Here is a 15275-nt window from a genome sequence, read left to right on the forward strand (position 1 = left end):
AGCCTGCATCTTTAGGAGGAGACCATGGCTGAGACCAAGCGGACACATCACGACCCGATCGAAATCTACGAGGACATTCTTGAACACGATGAGCCTGACCGTCAGAAACTGGCAGTCGCCGTTGACGATGTGGTCAAGACCGTGGGTCACGTGGTCATGTGGGCCAACCTGTTGCTTGTTGCCGCCATCGTTTCGCAGGTAGCCCTGCGCTATCTGCTGAACCAGAACTACCCGAAGCTGGATGAAATCCAGTGGCATTTTTACGGTCTGGTCACGATGATCGGCATCTCTTATGCGCTGGTCACGGACAGCCATGTGCGCGTGGACCTGCTGCACATGCAACTCAGCCAGCGTGCCCGCCGGATTATCGAGATCATCGGGATCTTCACGCTGCTGGTGCCGTTCATCTGGCTGATGATCGATCAGGGCTATGACTATTTCTATGAAAGCTGGCGTGTAAACGAGTCGTCGGACAGCCCGACTGGTCTGCCTGCGCGTTGGGCCTTGAAGGGCGTGATCCCGGCCAGTTTCATTCTGCTGGCTCTGGCAGCAGGCGCGCGGCTTATCCACGACATCCACGCTCTGTTCATGAATTTGGATGAAGAGCGTCAGGGCAAGGGCCTGCGCCTGATCATCTGGGCGCTCTTGGGCTTCGCCGTCGTGGCGACCGCGTTGACCTTCCTGGTTGAGACGACCGAGGAAAAGCTGGTCATCGCCATGTTCCTGACCTTCATCGCGCTGTTGTTCACCGGTTTCCCGGTGGCATGGACGCTGGCTGGCGTCGGGGTCGCGTATTGCGGACTGGCCTATCTGTTCGACAACGGAATGATGAATTGGACAGGTCTAGAGGAAACTCTGACCGGACTGGATTACCTGACGTTGGGCGCTGTGGTAAACCGTGTCTATGCCACGATGTCGAACGCGGTTCTGGTGGCCTTGCCGATGTTCATTTTCATGGGCCTGATGCTGGACGAGTCTGGTGTGGCCGAGCGGCTGATGTCTTCGATGCAGCGCTTGTTCGGCACGGTAAGGGGTGGGCTGGCGATCACGGTGACGATGATTGGCATCATTCTTGCGGCCTCGACCGGGATTATCGGTGCCTCCGTAGTTTTGCTGGGCGTGCTGTCTCTGCCGTCGATGATGGAGCAGAAATACAGCCCCTCGCTGGCCGCCGGTGTGGTTAGCGCATCAGGCACGCTGGGTATCCTGATCCCGCCCTCGATCATGCTGGTGATCATGGCGGACCAGATGGCCCTGTCAGTTGGCGACCTGTTCATGGCCGCGGTGTTCCCCGGCGTGATCATCGGAGTGTTGTATCTGACTTATATTTTTGTGATCGCCCTGATCAAACGCGAAGTCGCTCCAGTGCCCGAAGGGGCGACCCGCCCGGATTGGGCGGCGGTCAAGGATGTGCTGATTGCTGTACTGCCGACCCTTGCCCTGATCCTTGCCGTTCTGGGTTCAATCTTTGCGGGCCTGACCACACCGACCGAAGCCTCGGGCGTGGGCGCATTGGGTGCGACGCTGCTGGCGCTGGGATATCGCAAACTGACGCTGGCAAAACTGATCAATGTTCTGAAAGCTACGTTCAACACCACCGCTTATATCTTTGCGATCTTCCTGGGTGCGACGGTGTTTTCCTATGTCCTGCGGGAACTGGGTGGCGATGCACTGATCGAAGACATGATCCACGGCACGGGTCTTGGCCCCAACGGCACTGTCTTCATGATCCTGTTCATCGTTTTTCTTCTGGGCTTTGTTCTGGATTGGATCGAGATCACCCTGATCGTTCTGCCCCTGATGCGCCCCATTGTGAACGGGCTGGGTCTGGATATCGAAGGCTTTGGCGTCATCGACGAACCGGCGCTGGTATGGTTTGTGATCCTTGTCGCGGTCACGCTGCAAACCTCGTTCCTGACGCCGCCCGTGGGGTTTGCACTGTTCTACCTGAAAGGCGTGTGCCCGCCTGAAATCAAGTTGACCGACATTTACAAAGGCATCGTTCCTTTTGTGATCCTGCAGTTGACCGGCCTGTTCTTCGTGTTCCTCTGGCCGCAACTGGCCACGTGGCTGCCTTCGGTGGCGTACTGAGGAGTTCCGGATGACCGATACCGATCTGATCAAGCGCTTTCAGGCCATTTGCGGGCGGCGTCATGTGCTGACAACCGCCCGCAGCACCCGCCGCTTTCGCCGGGGATTCAGATCGGGGGAAGGGGACGCGCTGGCGGTGGTGCGGCCCGCCACATTGCTGGAACAATGGAAGGTGCTTGAGGCCTGTGTTGAGGCGGACAAGATCGTCATCATGCAGGCGGCCAACACCGGGCTGACCGAAGGCTCCACTCCAAAGGGGCGCTATGATCGCGATGTTGTGCTGATCAACACCCGCCGGATGGACGGCCTGCATCTGATAAACGAAGGCAAACAGGTTATCAGTTTGCCTGGCTCGACCCTTTTTGCACTGGAAAAGCTGCTGGACCCGATCGGACGGCAACCGCATTCGGTGATCGGGTCGTCCTGTATCGGTGCGTCGGTTGTCGGGGGCGTGTGCAACAACTCGGGTGGGTCGCTGGTCGAACGTGGCCCATCCTATACCGAACTGTCTCTATACGCGCGTATTGCGCAGGAGGGAACGCTGGAGCTGGTCAATCATCTGGGCATCCACCTGGGCGACACGGTCGAAGAGATTCTGACCCGCTTGCAACAGGGCGACTTCGGGCCGGGCGATACTGAAACCGACAACCGAAAAGCCTCGGACACAGACTATGCCCGGCGCGTGCGGAATGTCGACGCGGATACACCGGCGCGCTTCAATGCCGATAAGTCGCGGCTCTACGAAGCGTCCGGTTGCGCCGGGAAACTGGCTGTCTTTGCAGTCCGGCTGGACACCTACCCGAAGAACGACATTGAGCGCACGTTCTATATTGGCGCAGAGGATACCGAAGCCCTGACAGAATTGCGCCGCTGCATCCTGTCGACATTCAAGACCTTGCCGGTCAGCGCTGAATACATGCACGAGGAGGTTTTCGATATCTCGGACCGATACGGCAAGGATACCATGGCAATGATCGACAAGCTGGGAACGGACCGGCTGCCGGCTTTCTTTGCCATCAAGGGCGCCGTAGATGCGCGGCTTGAAGGTATTCCCGGTCTGACAAACTTCACCGACCGCTTCATGCAGTTCGCGATGCGATTCTGGCCGGATATCCTCCCGCAGCGGATGCGCGGATTTCGCAAGCGATACCCGCACCACCTGATCTTGAAAATGCGCGACGGCGGTATCGACGAGGCCCGTGCCTTGCTCAGCGATATGGCGGGTAAGAAAAAGCTGGACTATTTTGAGTGTGATCCGCGCGAAGCCAAAATCGCGGGTTTGCACCGTTTTGCAGCGGCTGGCGCCGCCATTCGTTACATGAAGGTACATGCGCATGAAGTTGAAGACATCATTGCGCTCGACATAGCGTTACGCCGCAATGACACTGACTGGTTCGAAGAATTGCCGCCGAAACTGGCAAAGCAACTTGTGGGCAAGCTGTATTATGGTCACTTCATGTGCCACGTTCTGCACCAGGACTATATTGTGAAGAAAGGTGCTGATCCCATAGCGATCAAAGCCGAGATGCTTAAGATACTCGACCGCCGCGGCGCCGAATACCCGGCCGAGCACAATGTTGGCCATCTGTACCCCGCCAAACCCGATCTTGCTGATTTTTACAGATCTGTGGATCCCACGAACAGCATGAATCCGGGGATCGGCAGGATGTCCCGGAACAAGCACTATTGCTGATCCGGCTTCCAATGTTCTGCACACAGTTGCCCTTAAATGGTTCGGGTATCAGCCTTTCTGTGCTGTAACGCCTGTCAAACGAGACATTGAGCATTTCTGGACAACTCGATTCAAATCTCAGGCTTCGGATTTCAGTTAGGTTTAGGTCCCAATATGGTCCTTGGTCCGCCGGAGGAACCGACGTGAATTGCCGGTTCACAAGGCACGAAAATTGTTCTTGAGTTCAATCCTACTGGTCGCGGTGGCTGTCCTCGGACTGAGACCCGATCTGCCAGACGCAAAATGTGATCTTACACTTGTCAATTTCGGGGCGGTGCAGCACGTTCACAGATGCTTTCGCTGCCACTGATGGTGGTGCTGGTCTTGATGACCATGGCGCGGATAAGGTGGCTGAAAGAAGGCAATCCGACCGACGGACTGGAAGACCGTAACGACGTGCGGATGCCTATCTCGCCAACCAAACCAACGCCGGGAGAGTCAACCGTGTCACAACGTATTGCTTCGCCTTTCGGCATCGTCATATTGTTGGAAAACCGCCACGAAAACGTGCTGGAACGGATGTTTGGCGAGGGCATGCCGGAAGTGCTGCCACGCAATTCACGGGTCCCGGCAGTGGGTGTCTATGAGACTAAAGATGCCTTTATCCTGCTGCTATACCTAAGTTCCGGGTGCCGGGAAGAAGCTGTCTGGATGCATAATAATATCGAAATGGTGCATCCCCTTTTGCACGTCAAATGATACATCCCGACCGGCCTTGCGCAGTAGCGCAGCAAAATCCCGGCTTTGCCGGATAAATTCGCGTGTATCACGTTCGGCGACTGTGACGCGGGTGCGAACATCTGTTGGTGGCAGGTGATGGATCGGTGACAGGCTGAGGATATCGTCGTCGGTCAACTGCAGGGGGTTGTTGACCGATGTCTGCGCGATCGGCTCCAGATCATAAATGCCACTGATCAGAACCAGGTCTCGGATCACCAAACCCGCCTGCTTCAGGTCTTCGCCAAAGCGGTTCAGTGCCATTGCTGCCAAATGCGCCCCGGCACTGTGGCCGGACAAAGTGATCCGGCCGGGGTCAAACTCCAGTTTCTCGGCCCTTTCTGCAAGCCACAACAGCGCCCGGCCGCATTCCGTGATCATCTCGTCCAGACACGCTTCGGGGGCTAGTGTGTAGTTCAGCGTGGCATAGGCCTGACCCGCGCGAACCAGCGGCTTCGCGACCAAAGCTGACTCACGCTGGCTGAGCGCCTGCCAATACCCGCCGTGGATGAAAACGTGCAGCGGCGCGTTGGCTTCGCTTGCGGGAAAGAAATCCAAAACATTGGACTCGAGGTCCCCATATTTCTGGTATTCCAGCACTTCCAGCTCGACACGTGCGGCTGCACTCATATCCGCATAGGCCGCCAGATAATGAGAGATATCTCCGCCAACCATGACACTTGGCGAGTATTGTCTTTCCAGCTCGTCCGGGGAAAACCCGTGATAGGTCACTTCTTTTCTCCGCCCGCATAGAAAAGCTCGGAACGCATGTCGTACAAGTCGTGGAAGAACTTGAGCTCCAGCGCCTTTTTCAGGAAGGCGACACCGCTGGACCCGCCTGTGCCCGGTTGCATTCCGATGACCCGCTCAACGGCTGTTGCGTGGTCAAAGCGCCATCTTTGGAACAGTGTTTCCACATCCATCAGCTTTTCAGCCAGGGCATATAAGTCCCAATACTTGTCTTTGTTCCTGTAAACTTCGACCCAGATTTTCACAATGCGCGGATCACCCGCATATGGCTGGGAAAAATCACGTTCGACAAGGTCCTGCGGAACATCGAAGCCCTGACGCGCCAGCATCATGATGACCTCGTCGTACAAAGACGGCTTGGTCAACGCGGCGTTCAGCTCCTCCATGACCTCGGGGTCGTGTTCATGAACCTTAAGCGTCGAGGTGTCCTTGTTGCCCAGAATGAACTCGATCTGGCGATAGCCATAGCTTTGGAATCCCGATGAACTTCCCAGCGCATCGCGGAACGTCATGTAGTCTGCCGGGGTCATGGTCAGCAGCGTTTCCCAGGCCGCAATCAGCTGACGCTGGATTGCCTTGATCCGATCAATGTTCTTGAGAGCGGGACCAAAGGCGTCCTGGCGCAGAAAACGTCGGACTTCCACAAGTTGGTGATGCATCAGTTTCAGCCAAAGCTCGCTGACTTGGTGAATGATCACAAACAACAGCTCATCCGGTTCCGCAGGGTCCTGAAAAGTCATCTGAATGCTCAGCAGGGTCTTGAGTTCCAGAAAGTCTCCATAACTGCTGCGGTGCTTGGTTGCGAAATCGGTAACCAGAGTGTCCTCGATGCCGCGCTTCAAAAGCCGCTGGTCCTTTTCGTCACTTACCATTTTTGATCTCCTGAAAGCGGCGTTAACGCTATGCGTTTTCTATTCTTAACCTCTCTATGCCGACTTGGGCTGTGAGGCTACCGCGACATGCAGGCTCCGTTGCCTAATTGAAGTGATTGGGCCGCGTCATTACGACCTATACGGGACGGTCCAATCCGAAGCCTAAATGAAACAGGAACCCGAACGTGGGTTAGGCCTGAATTTTGCGGTGCCACTTCAAAGTTGGGAGTCGGCTGGCGAGCGTGGACGACCTCGAAATTGAGGCTCCATGTCAAACGTTTAACCTGAGGTATCGGCGCGCCAGTTTTCTGGTGTTTTCCACAAATCGGCTGTTCCGATCTTCTGAGCCATCTTCGTGCAACCGGGTCGAAACCCAGCCTACATAAGTTGCCGATCTCACTGCCAGAAACAGATCAAGATGGTCCGTGTCAATCGGACGCTGTGATCGGTATCCGGCCAAAAGCGCAGCTTGCAGTCGATCATAATCGGGTTCCGCGAGGTTTTTGATCATACTGGTGGCGATGTCAAAAAGGCGAAAACCGAAACCGGAATCGTCAAAATCGATCAATGAGACCTGGCCATTCGCAATCATTACGTTCTCACGGACCAGATCCGCATGGATCAAGCCATAGTCCAGTTCCGATTCAATGCGTTTCAAATCCCGCTCTGCCGTTTCACGGAAGCGCATGAACAGCGCTCGATCTTCCTCGCCAAGCGTCGGGTTTTCCCAGAACGGGCCCCAAACGGGTTCCTGACCGACCAATCCCGGTCGGTCCCAGGACCAGCGCGAAAACCCTGCAGGGCGCTCCCACTCGTCGCTGATGGAGTGCAGGCGGGCCATTTCCCGGCCCAAGGAATGGAAAAGGCCGATGCGGTCTTCGTGGTCGATCCCGGTTGTTGTCGACCCCAGTGGCCGCCCCGGCAACCAGGTCAGAACATCGATTTGCATGTGCTCAATGACCTCGAGAAAGTTGCCCCGGGTGCTGGCAATGGGTTCAGGTACCCCGACATGTTCTGCGGCCAACACACGCATCCATTCCAGTTCCGACCACAGTTCGGCATCTGTGCGATAGCCGGGACGATGCAATCGCAGCGCAAAGCTGCGCCCATCCAGCTGTACCTGATAAACGTGGTTTTCGCGGGCCGCTGCCAACGTGCAAACTGCGTCTTGAAACCCCCAAAGCGCCAGTGCCTTTTCTGCCGCGTCTATCATGAGCAAATCGGTGTTTCGGCCAGAACGTCGTCCAGCGTGTCAAACAGCAAGTCGGCATTCTCGACAGAGAAGGGCATCGGAGGGCGGATTTTCAGAGTGTTCTTGTGACGCCCCAGCTTTGAATGAATGATCCCACGCTGCCGCATTTCGTTGATCACCCGGTCCGTGAAGGCGCTGGCCGGGTCTTTGCTGTCCCGATCCAGCACCATTTCCGCTCCGAAGATCAGGCCCGAGCCGCGCACGTCGCCGATGAAATTATACTTCCGGGCCAAAGCCCCCATGCGCGATCGGGCGTGTTTCCCGACCGTTCTGGCATTTTCCAGCAATTGCTTGTCTTCGATCTCTTCCAGCACGGCCATGGCCGCTGCGCACGAGACCGGGTTGCCGCCAAATGTATTGAAATAGCGATAGCCCTTGCGGAATTTGGTCAGTATTTCGGTGCGTGTGACGACACCACCCACCGGGTGACCATTGGCCATCGGCTTGCCAAGTGTCATGATATCCGGCACCGCGCCCATTTTCTGATGCGCCCACATATGGGTGCCGGTGCGGCCAAAACCGGATTGTACCTCGTCGCAAATCAGTAGCCCGCCGGCCTTGCGGACAATATCGGCGGCGGGTTCCAGCCAGCCATCGGGATGGTCCGGGAACCCTTCGTTCAGGAAATACGGGCAGACAATCAGGGCCGCAAACCCAAGACCGGACTTCTCATGTTCGGCGATTTGTTCGGCCACCGCATCCGCGAACCTGGTGCCGTCCGGGTCCGGGTTGCGAAAGCTGTCGGGCGCTTCGACAAAGCGGAAATACTGGCCCAGTCCAAAACCCACGGCAGGGATGTTCGATTTGCTCAACTGACTGACCAGTGAGGTGTTGCCGTGATAGGTCGCATCGGTAGCGATGATGCCGCGCCTGCCAGTCATGCCCTCGGCCATGCGCAGGGCGATGTCATTGGCTTCGGATCCGGTACAGGTCAGGATCGCCGTGTCCAGCGAGACATCCATTGTTCCGGTCAGCCTTTCTGCATAATCAAGAATACCGCCATGCAGGTATCGCGTGTGCGTATTGAGCGTGCTTGCCTGTCGGCAGATCGCCTCGACCACGCGCGGGTTGCAGTGGCCCACATGTGGAACGTTGTTGTAGCAATCCAGGTATCTGCGCCCTTCGGCGTCCCACAGCCAGACGCCTTCGCCTTTCACGAAATGAATAGGCTCGTCATAAAAGGTCGAGACGTTGGGACCCAGCAGCCTGGTTCTGCGTTCGATCAGTTCTGCGGATTGTTCAGACAACATTTCAGAGCTTTATCCAGGCTGTTTTCAAGTCCACATATTTTTCAAGAGCGTGCAGTGATTTGTCGTGCCCGTTGCCCGATTGACGTACCCCGCCCAGCGGCACCGTCAGATCGGAACCGCCATAAGTGTTCACATGCACGACACCCGCCCGCACGCCTGCCACCATGCGGTGCGCCCGGCTGAGGTTTGACGTCCATACGCCTCCAGCAAGCCCGTATACAGTGGCATTGGCCAGGCGGATCGCTTCTTCCTCGTCCTTGAAGGGTGTCACCGCAAGAACCGGGCCGAATACCTCGTTCTGAAACAGGTTATCGGTCTCTTTCACACCCGCCATCACCGTCGGCACCATATAGTAGCCGCCGGATTCGGTCAGGATACGGTAACCGCCGGTGCGGCGTACGGCACCTTCAGCTTCGGCCCTGGTGACGAAGTCCAGATTGGCTTCCAGCTCGGGCAGGCTGTGAACGGCGCCGATCTGGCTGTTCAGATCCAGCGGATCACCCACGAGGAAACTCTCGGCGTGGCGCGAGATTTCGGCCACGAAGTCTTCATAGATGTCTTCCTGCACCAGCAGGCGAGACCCCGCAACGCAGACCTGTCCCGAGTTGCGGAAGATACCCGCTGCCGAAACCTTCGCGGCCTCGGCCAGATCGGGGGCATCGTTGAAGACGATGTTGGCGGATTTTCCGCCAAGTTCCAGATAGCAGCGTTTCAGGTTCGAGCGTGCGGAATATTCCAGCAGACGGCGGCCCGTTGCACCTGATCCTGTGAACACCATGATGTCCACGTCCATCGAAAGCGCCAGCGCCTCGCCCACGACTGATCCGCGCCCCGTAACAACGTTGAACACGCCGTCCGGAACGCCTGCCGCAGCCGCAAGTTCGGCGATTTTCAACAGGCTGAGAGAGGCGCTCTCTGCCGGTTTCAGAACAATGGAGTTGCCCGCAGCCAGAGCAGGTGCGATCTTCCAGCTTCCGATCATCAGCGGAAAGTTCCAAGGCACGATTGCACCCACGACACCCACCGGAGCGTGGTGGATCAGTCCCAGTACGTCATGTCCGGTCGGGGCGACCTGACCGTAGACCTTGTCTATCGCCTCGGCATAATAGCGAAAGGTGCCAGCGGCCGAGAGCGTCTCGGCCTTATAGGCCATGTTGATCTCGGTTCCGTTGTCACGCACGCCCATAACGGCGATCTCGAGTGCGTGGCTTTCGATGAGATCGGCCAGCTTCAGCAGCACTTTCTTGCGGCCAGCAGGCGACATACGGGACCAGCGGCCATCTTCGAACGCCAGGCGCGCGGCGTGCACCGCCGTGTCAACGTCCGAAAGCGTTCCCTCGGCAATGCGTGTCAGGGGCTGACCGTCGATGGGCGACAACACTTCCTGCTGCGCGCCGTTCTCTGCGGCCTGATAGGCGCCATTGATGAAATGACCGCGAGGGGAGATTTCCTGCGCGCGCAGCGCATCAATCGAGGACTGGTCCATGAGGGTTATCCTTGCTGTGTCGAGTCTTCGTCGCCAATCGGCTGCGGTTTGATCCGTTCCTTGTGTTCCTTCACCAGCGTGCGGATGTGCAGCAGAATGATGCCCAGGATCATGATGAACAGGATCGCTGCGATTGGCCTGTCAATGAAATCGAGCGGCGTTTTGACCCGCGCCATGGCGCTGCGCAGCTTGACCTCCATGATGCCGCCCAGAACCATGCCCAGAATGATCGGCACGATCGGCAGGTTCAGACGCTTGAGGATCAGACCAAACACTCCGAACCCTGCCGCAATGGCGCAGTCGGTGACCGAATTGCGCAGGCTGAACACCCCGACAAAAGACAAGGTCAGGATCATGATGCCCAGGAACCGGGTCGGGATCTGAATGATCTTCAGCAGCAGATTTGTCGAAAACAACAGAAAGACCAGAACGATCACGTTCAGCAGGATCAGCGACATGTACAGTGCCAGAACAAAATCCATCTGCTCGGCAAACAGTTGCGGCCCGGGGACTACGTTGTGGACATAAAAGACCGACAGCATCATTGCCGTCAGCGCCTCGCCCGGGATACCCAACGCCAGCAAGGGGATCATTGCGGCACCTGGTACCGCGTTGTTCGCAGCCTCAGAGGCAACCAGACCTTCAGGAGAGCCATTGCCGAAAGCTTCCGGAGTCTTCGAGCTTTTTTGCGCATAGGTGTAGGACAGGAATTGCGAAGTGAATTCGCCGGTTCCGGGAATCATGCCCATCAGGACACCTAACGAAGACGACACCGTCGCGATGCGCTTGATGCCCAACAGTTCTTTGAGGCCGGCGAAGATGTTGCCTCGAACATGCGCCTCACCGGGCGCGTGTTCCTTGTCGACCAGAAGCAATAGCGCCTGGCTGATGGCAAACAAACCCAGCACAACGACAATAAGGTCGATCCCCGAAGACAACCAGCTTTGGTCAAACGTAAAACGCTTTGTGTATTTGACGGGCTCCAGCCCGACCGTGTTCAGGAAGATGCCGAAGAAGGCCAGCATTGCCGCCGAAAATGTCTGGCCACGATGGGCCAGGATCACCAGAAGGATGCCCAGAAACGCGGCCAGAAAGATCTCGCGGCTGCCGAAATGCGGGGCGACCCATGCCAGAACCGGGGACAGGATGATCAGGCAGAGGATCGAGAAGATGCCGCCAAAGAACGACGCGGAATAAGCCAGCGACAGCGCGCGATGGCCCTCGCCCCGCTTTGTCATTGGATAACCGTCATAGGTTGTCAGCGCATTCACTGCCGTGCCCGGCGTGTTGATCAGAATTGCAGGGATTGCGCCGCCGTACATCGATGAGCCGTAGATACCCAGCAGCAGGGTCAGACCAACAATAGGCTCGAAGGCGAACGTAGCAGGCAGCAGAATGGCGATGGCGACAGCCGCCCCGACGCCGGGCAGTGCGCCGATGATGACTCCGCCAACAGACCCGATGAGCAGTGCGATCAAAACCTGCCATTGGGCCAGAATTGCAAAGCCGGAAATCAGATTGTCCATAGCGGCCTCACAGATAGGTCAGGGCAAAGACGCGGACGGAGTCCGGAAGGAACTCGTAAACCCGACCTGCCGGGATATTCACCTGAAGAAATGCTCTGAAAAGAATGGCGACGCTGGCGCCGAACAGCAGTGAAATCCCGATTGTGCCGGGCGTTCGAAAACCGGTGCGCGCGGCCAGAAAAGCGGCGAACAGCATGGTCGAGGGCAAGTACCCCAGCCACGGCACGGCCACCACGTAGATCAGGAAATAGACAACATATTCAAGAGACATGAGCCAAAAAGTTAGCTCTCTCCAGCGCCCGGGAATACGGGGGGAAACGGCTGAGCCGATCAGATGCAGGGCGCTGAAAATCACCATGCCCCATATGGCGATGGTCGGCCACAGCGACGGCTGCGCAAACCACTTGGTGCGCTTTACCAACTTTGTCTCGGTGCCCAACTGGCTGAGCAGGAACAACGAGAAGGCAAGGAAAAAGACGGCAAAGATGATGTCGCCAGGTCGGCGATACCTTCTGAACATGTCCTGAAGCGTTTTTGCAATCATCATGTCCCTCCCCGACATGCAACAAGGCGCGGGCTTTCCACCCGCGCCCTGTTAGGTGCTTATTCGCCCAGAATCTCTTCGATTTTCGCGAACGACGCTTTGTCCTGTTCGATTTGCGCATTTGACGCGTCAGGGTCCTGCCAATAGATCAACGCACCGGTTTCTTCAGCCAGCTTTTTGGCCTTGTCGGACTCCAACGCCTTTTGCGCGGCGGCAGTGATCTTTTCACGGGCATCTGCCGGAGTGTCCTTGTGCACGAACAACCCGTTCCACAACGCAAGCGGCAGGTCCGGGTTCATTTCGACAACCGTTGGTGTGTCCGGTACAAGCGAAATTCGTTCACCACCGATGCTGGCCAGAATGTTCACATTGTCGAGGCAGGGCAGCACGAGTTGCAGCGTGGTATTGATGACGTCCACGTCACCTGACGCCAATGTGTTGCAGTCCAGCGCGTCGAACGCCGCTTCGCTTGCAAAGTCGAAGCCGCTGCTCACCGCAGCCGCAAACGTAACCTGTGTGGGCGGCAGGACCGAGCCGAAATGGCCAAGAGCCACATCGTTTTCCTTACCGTGCGCTACAAGTTCGTCCCAATTCGAGAATGGCGCATCTTTGCTGGATGCGATCACGAACGGATAGGTCAGGAAAATTCCGATAGGGTCGAATGGATTTGGGTTCAGCTCCGGGATTCCGATCTCGGGCCCGATGACAGGAACGCCAATAACGAAGGATCCGATGGTGTAGCCATCTGCCGGAGCCGTTGCGACCTCAACCGCGCCGGGGAAGGGGCCGCCTCCGCCGCCAGGCTTGTTCACAACCGCGGCCGGAACGCCGTACATGGCCTGGAATTCATCTGCGATCATCCGGGTTAACACGTCTTCCAGATCGCCCGGAGGCCACGGAACCACAAAGGTCACCGGCTTTTCCGGGTATTCAGCAAGTGCTGCTGTTGCAGAGGCTGCAAAAACGGCAGCGGTTAGAATTTTTTTCATTGACGCCTCCCTGGCTTGGTTCATTATTTGAACCGAAGTAACAACAATAATGTTGCTTTGTTAAATGCTTTCTGTCAAGTATTACGTGCGAAGGAGAGAAAAGCGCATGGGCACCGCTCTTAATGCTTTGAAATTGCTCGAGTTGTTTTCAAGTGCTCAGCCGGAGATCGGTCTGAGCAACCTTGCCCGGCTGTCCGGTATGAACAAGGCAACGACTCTGCGCCACCTTCGCGCATTGGAAGAGTTTGGCCTGATCGAACAAAACCCGCACTCCAAGTCCTATGCGATCGGACCGGCTGTGGTGCGTCTTGCCGCGCTGCGGGAAATCGCAAATCCGGGGCTTGAAGGCGCGCGCGCAAGGATGCAGTCCGCCATGCAGGTAATCGGCGAAAGCATGCACCTTTCGCTGCTGCAACAAGGCAAATTGCAGACCGCTCTGGCGCTGGAAACCACGCGGTACACCGTGCGGGTCAGCCTTGATCCGGCGGAAATTCTGCCGATCAATGCAACGGCCTCCGGCCTGTGCCTGCTGAGTTTTGGCCCCGCTCACCTGCTTGAAGATCTGGATCGCCAGGCCTTGACGTCCTACACAGCGGAAACCCTGGTGTCCCCTGACCTGATACGTGAACGGGTTTCTGAGATCAGGCGCAAGGGCTGGTCAAACAGCGCAGGCGGGTTTGAAGCAGGCGTTTATGGATACGCTGCGCCTGTCTTTGGAATTGATCAGGTGGCGATAGGCACAATCGCAATTGCGGTGCCTGAAATTCGTGCAAACGGCGATCACCTGCCTTTGATCCTGACGACATTGCATTCCCTTTCGCTCGAACTGACTGCGAATTTCGGTGGTCAGTTTCCGCGAAACTTCCCAACCGCGTTCCAGCCCTGACCGATGGGCGGACAAGATCCTCGGAGACCCGTGATATGAAAGACTCCAATTTCCTGAAGGAAAACAACGCGCGCCATTTCTGGCACCCGATGGCACATCCTGCCGACAGTCAAAACAATCCGCCCACCATCCTGACCGGAGGGGAAGGGGTCAGCATCATCGATATAGACGGCCACAAGGCCATCGACGCGGTTGGCGGGTTGTGGAACGTCAATCTGGGTTATTCCTGTGATCCGGTTAAGCAGGCCATTACCGATCAGTTGAATGCGCTGCCGTATTACTCGACCTTCCGGGGCACCAGCAACGACAAGGCGATTGAGCTGTCCTATAAGTTGGCGCAGTTTTTCAAGCCTGATGGTCTGACCCGAGTTTTTTTCACTTCGGGCGGATCGGATTCAGTTGAAATCGCGCTGAAGCTTGCGCGACAGTATCACAAAGTGCGGGGCGAGGCCGGCCGGACAAAGTTCATCAGCCTCAAGCAAGGATACCACGGCACCCATTTCGCGGCCGCTTCGGTCAATGGCAACCAGAAGTTCCGCGCGGCTTACGAGCCGATGATGCCAGGCTGTTTCCACGTGCCTGCGCCGTGGACCTACCGCAATCCGTTCGACGAAACAGACCCCGAGCGTCTGGCGCAACTTTGCGTCAAGGCGCTGGAGGCCGAGATCGCGTTTCAGGGTGCAAATACCGTCGCCGCATTCATCATGGAGCCGGTTCTGGGCGCAGGCGGCGTGATCCCACCACACAAAAGCTTCATGCCAATGGTGCGCGAGGTCTGTTCGAAAAACGGTATTCTTCTTATCTCGGATGAGATCATCACTGCTTTTGGTCGTACCGGCAGCGAAAGCGGCGCGCGGCATTGGGGTGTGCAGCCCGACATCATGACGACAGCCAAGGCGATCACCAACGGTTATTTCCCATTCGGTGCGGCAATGATTTCGGGCGCGGTCGCCGAGGTTTTTGAAAGCGACACCACAGGTATGGCGTCAGTCGATCAGGGCTATACCTATTCCGGCCATCCGGTCGGCGCAGCGGCTGCGCTGGCGGCTCTGTCTGAAATCAATCGTCTGCGTGTTTGGGAAAACGCCGCGGCCCGCGGTGAAGAACTTTTTACCGGATTGAAAAAATTGGCTGAAAAACACGACGCAATCGGAGATGTGCGCGGGGGCGAGGGCCTGAG

The 15275-nt window shown here is 57.0% G+C and carries 13 protein-coding genes; 5 read left to right on the plus strand and 8 right to left on the minus strand.

Translation table 11 applies throughout. The features are described from left to right. The first annotated feature begins 24 nt into the window (after positions 1-24). From ACR0MI_RS18655 to ACR0MI_RS18665, 3 genes are all read left to right on the plus strand, one after another. A complete protein-coding gene (locus ACR0MI_RS18655; RefSeq protein WP_170611323.1) occupies positions 25-2091 on the plus strand; it encodes a TRAP transporter large permease subunit in 2067 nt (688 codons plus the stop codon). Between the two features lie 10 nt (positions 2092-2101). Next, positions 2102-3784 (plus strand): D-lactate dehydrogenase, encoded by a 1683-nt coding sequence (dld, locus tag ACR0MI_RS18660; protein ID WP_170611321.1) that lies wholly within the window; start codon positions 2102-2104, stop codon positions 3782-3784. Between the two features lie 330 nt (positions 3785-4114). Then, the gene (locus ACR0MI_RS18665) at positions 4115-4522 is read left to right on the plus strand and encodes a hypothetical protein (protein ID WP_170611319.1); all 408 of its coding nucleotides are present in this window, start codon (positions 4115-4117) and stop codon (positions 4520-4522) included. Here the strand turns inward: ACR0MI_RS18665 and ACR0MI_RS18670 are convergent. The 8 genes from ACR0MI_RS18670 to ACR0MI_RS18705 form a co-directional block, all read right to left on the minus strand. Beyond that, positions 4442-5272, minus strand: a complete 831-nt coding sequence (locus tag ACR0MI_RS18670) for an alpha/beta hydrolase (protein ID WP_480855161.1) — start codon at positions 5270-5272, stop codon at positions 4442-4444. The two genes, ACR0MI_RS18665 and ACR0MI_RS18670, sit on opposite strands and share 81 nt — an antisense overlap. Then, positions 5269-6162 (minus strand): tryptophan 2,3-dioxygenase, encoded by an 894-nt coding sequence (locus tag ACR0MI_RS18675; protein WP_170816896.1) that lies wholly within the window; start codon positions 6160-6162, stop codon positions 5269-5271. The genes ACR0MI_RS18670 and ACR0MI_RS18675 overlap by 4 nt, the downstream gene beginning before the upstream one ends. Before the next feature lie 271 nt (positions 6163-6433). Continuing rightward, positions 6434-7375, minus strand: coding sequence for a phosphotransferase enzyme family protein (locus ACR0MI_RS18680; RefSeq protein WP_480855165.1), 942 nt, complete (start codon positions 7373-7375; stop codon positions 6434-6436). After that, positions 7372-8664 carry an aminotransferase class III-fold pyridoxal phosphate-dependent enzyme gene (locus tag ACR0MI_RS18685; protein WP_170816898.1) on the minus strand — a complete coding sequence of 431 codons (1293 nt, stop codon included), beginning with the start codon at positions 8662-8664 and terminating at the stop codon, positions 7372-7374. The genes ACR0MI_RS18680 and ACR0MI_RS18685 overlap by 4 nt, the downstream gene beginning before the upstream one ends. Before the next feature lies 1 nt (position 8665). Further along, positions 8666-10150, minus strand: coding sequence for an aldehyde dehydrogenase (locus ACR0MI_RS18690; protein WP_170611304.1), 1485 nt, complete (start codon positions 10148-10150; stop codon positions 8666-8668). A 5-nt stretch (positions 10151-10155) separates the two neighbouring features. Continuing rightward, the gene (locus ACR0MI_RS18695) at positions 10156-11676 is read right to left on the minus strand and encodes a tripartite tricarboxylate transporter permease (protein ID WP_170611302.1); all 1521 of its coding nucleotides are present in this window, start codon (positions 11674-11676) and stop codon (positions 10156-10158) included. Positions 11677-11683: 7 nt separating this feature from the next. Further along, positions 11684-12223, minus strand: coding sequence for a tripartite tricarboxylate transporter TctB family protein (locus tag ACR0MI_RS18700; protein ID WP_480441575.1), 540 nt, complete (start codon positions 12221-12223; stop codon positions 11684-11686). A gap of 56 nt (positions 12224-12279) precedes the next feature. After that, positions 12280-13209, minus strand: a complete 930-nt coding sequence (locus ACR0MI_RS18705; RefSeq protein ID WP_170611300.1) for a tripartite tricarboxylate transporter substrate binding protein — start codon at positions 13207-13209, stop codon at positions 12280-12282. Positions 13210-13315: 106 nt separating this feature from the next. Here ACR0MI_RS18705 and ACR0MI_RS18710 point away from each other — a divergent pair, with 106 nt between their 5' ends. Continuing rightward, positions 13316-14095 (plus strand): IclR family transcriptional regulator, encoded by a 780-nt coding sequence (locus ACR0MI_RS18710; protein WP_170611298.1) that lies wholly within the window; start codon positions 13316-13318, stop codon positions 14093-14095. 35 nt (positions 14096-14130) lie between these two features. Continuing rightward, positions 14131-15275 (plus strand): aminotransferase class III-fold pyridoxal phosphate-dependent enzyme (locus ACR0MI_RS18715; protein WP_480855172.1); only part of this gene is annotated, 1145 nt, incomplete at its 3' end.

The organism is Ruegeria sp. D4, from assembly GCF_056534475.1.

Coding starts and splice junctions, on each gene's coding strand:
- ACR0MI_RS18655 (WP_170611323.1), top strand. CDS start 25: ATGGCTGAGACCAAGCGGACACATCACGACCCGATCGAAATCTACGAG.
- dld (WP_170611321.1), top strand. CDS start 2,102: ATGACCGATACCGATCTGATCAAGCGCTTTCAGGCCATTTGCGGGCGG.
- ACR0MI_RS18665 (WP_170611319.1), top strand. CDS start 4,115: ATGCTTTCGCTGCCACTGATGGTGGTGCTGGTCTTGATGACCATGGCG.
- ACR0MI_RS18675 (WP_170816896.1), bottom strand. CDS start 6,162: ATGGTAAGTGACGAAAAGGACCAGCGGCTTTTGAAGCGCGGCATCGAG.
- ACR0MI_RS18680 (WP_480855165.1), bottom strand. CDS start 7,375: ATGATAGACGCGGCAGAAAAGGCACTGGCGCTTTGGGGGTTTCAAGAC.
- ACR0MI_RS18685 (WP_170816898.1), bottom strand. CDS start 8,664: ATGTTGTCTGAACAATCCGCAGAACTGATCGAACGCAGAACCAGGCTG.
- ACR0MI_RS18690 (WP_170611304.1), bottom strand. CDS start 10,150: ATGGACCAGTCCTCGATTGATGCGCTGCGCGCGCAGGAAATCTCCCCT.
- ACR0MI_RS18695 (WP_170611302.1), bottom strand. CDS start 11,676: ATGGACAATCTGATTTCCGGCTTTGCAATTCTGGCCCAATGGCAGGTT.
- ACR0MI_RS18700 (WP_480441575.1), bottom strand. CDS start 12,223: ATGATGATTGCAAAAACGCTTCAGGACATGTTCAGAAGGTATCGCCGA.
- ACR0MI_RS18705 (WP_170611300.1), bottom strand. CDS start 13,209: ATGAAAAAAATTCTAACCGCTGCCGTTTTTGCAGCCTCTGCAACAGCA.
- ACR0MI_RS18710 (WP_170611298.1), top strand. CDS start 13,316: ATGGGCACCGCTCTTAATGCTTTGAAATTGCTCGAGTTGTTTTCAAGT.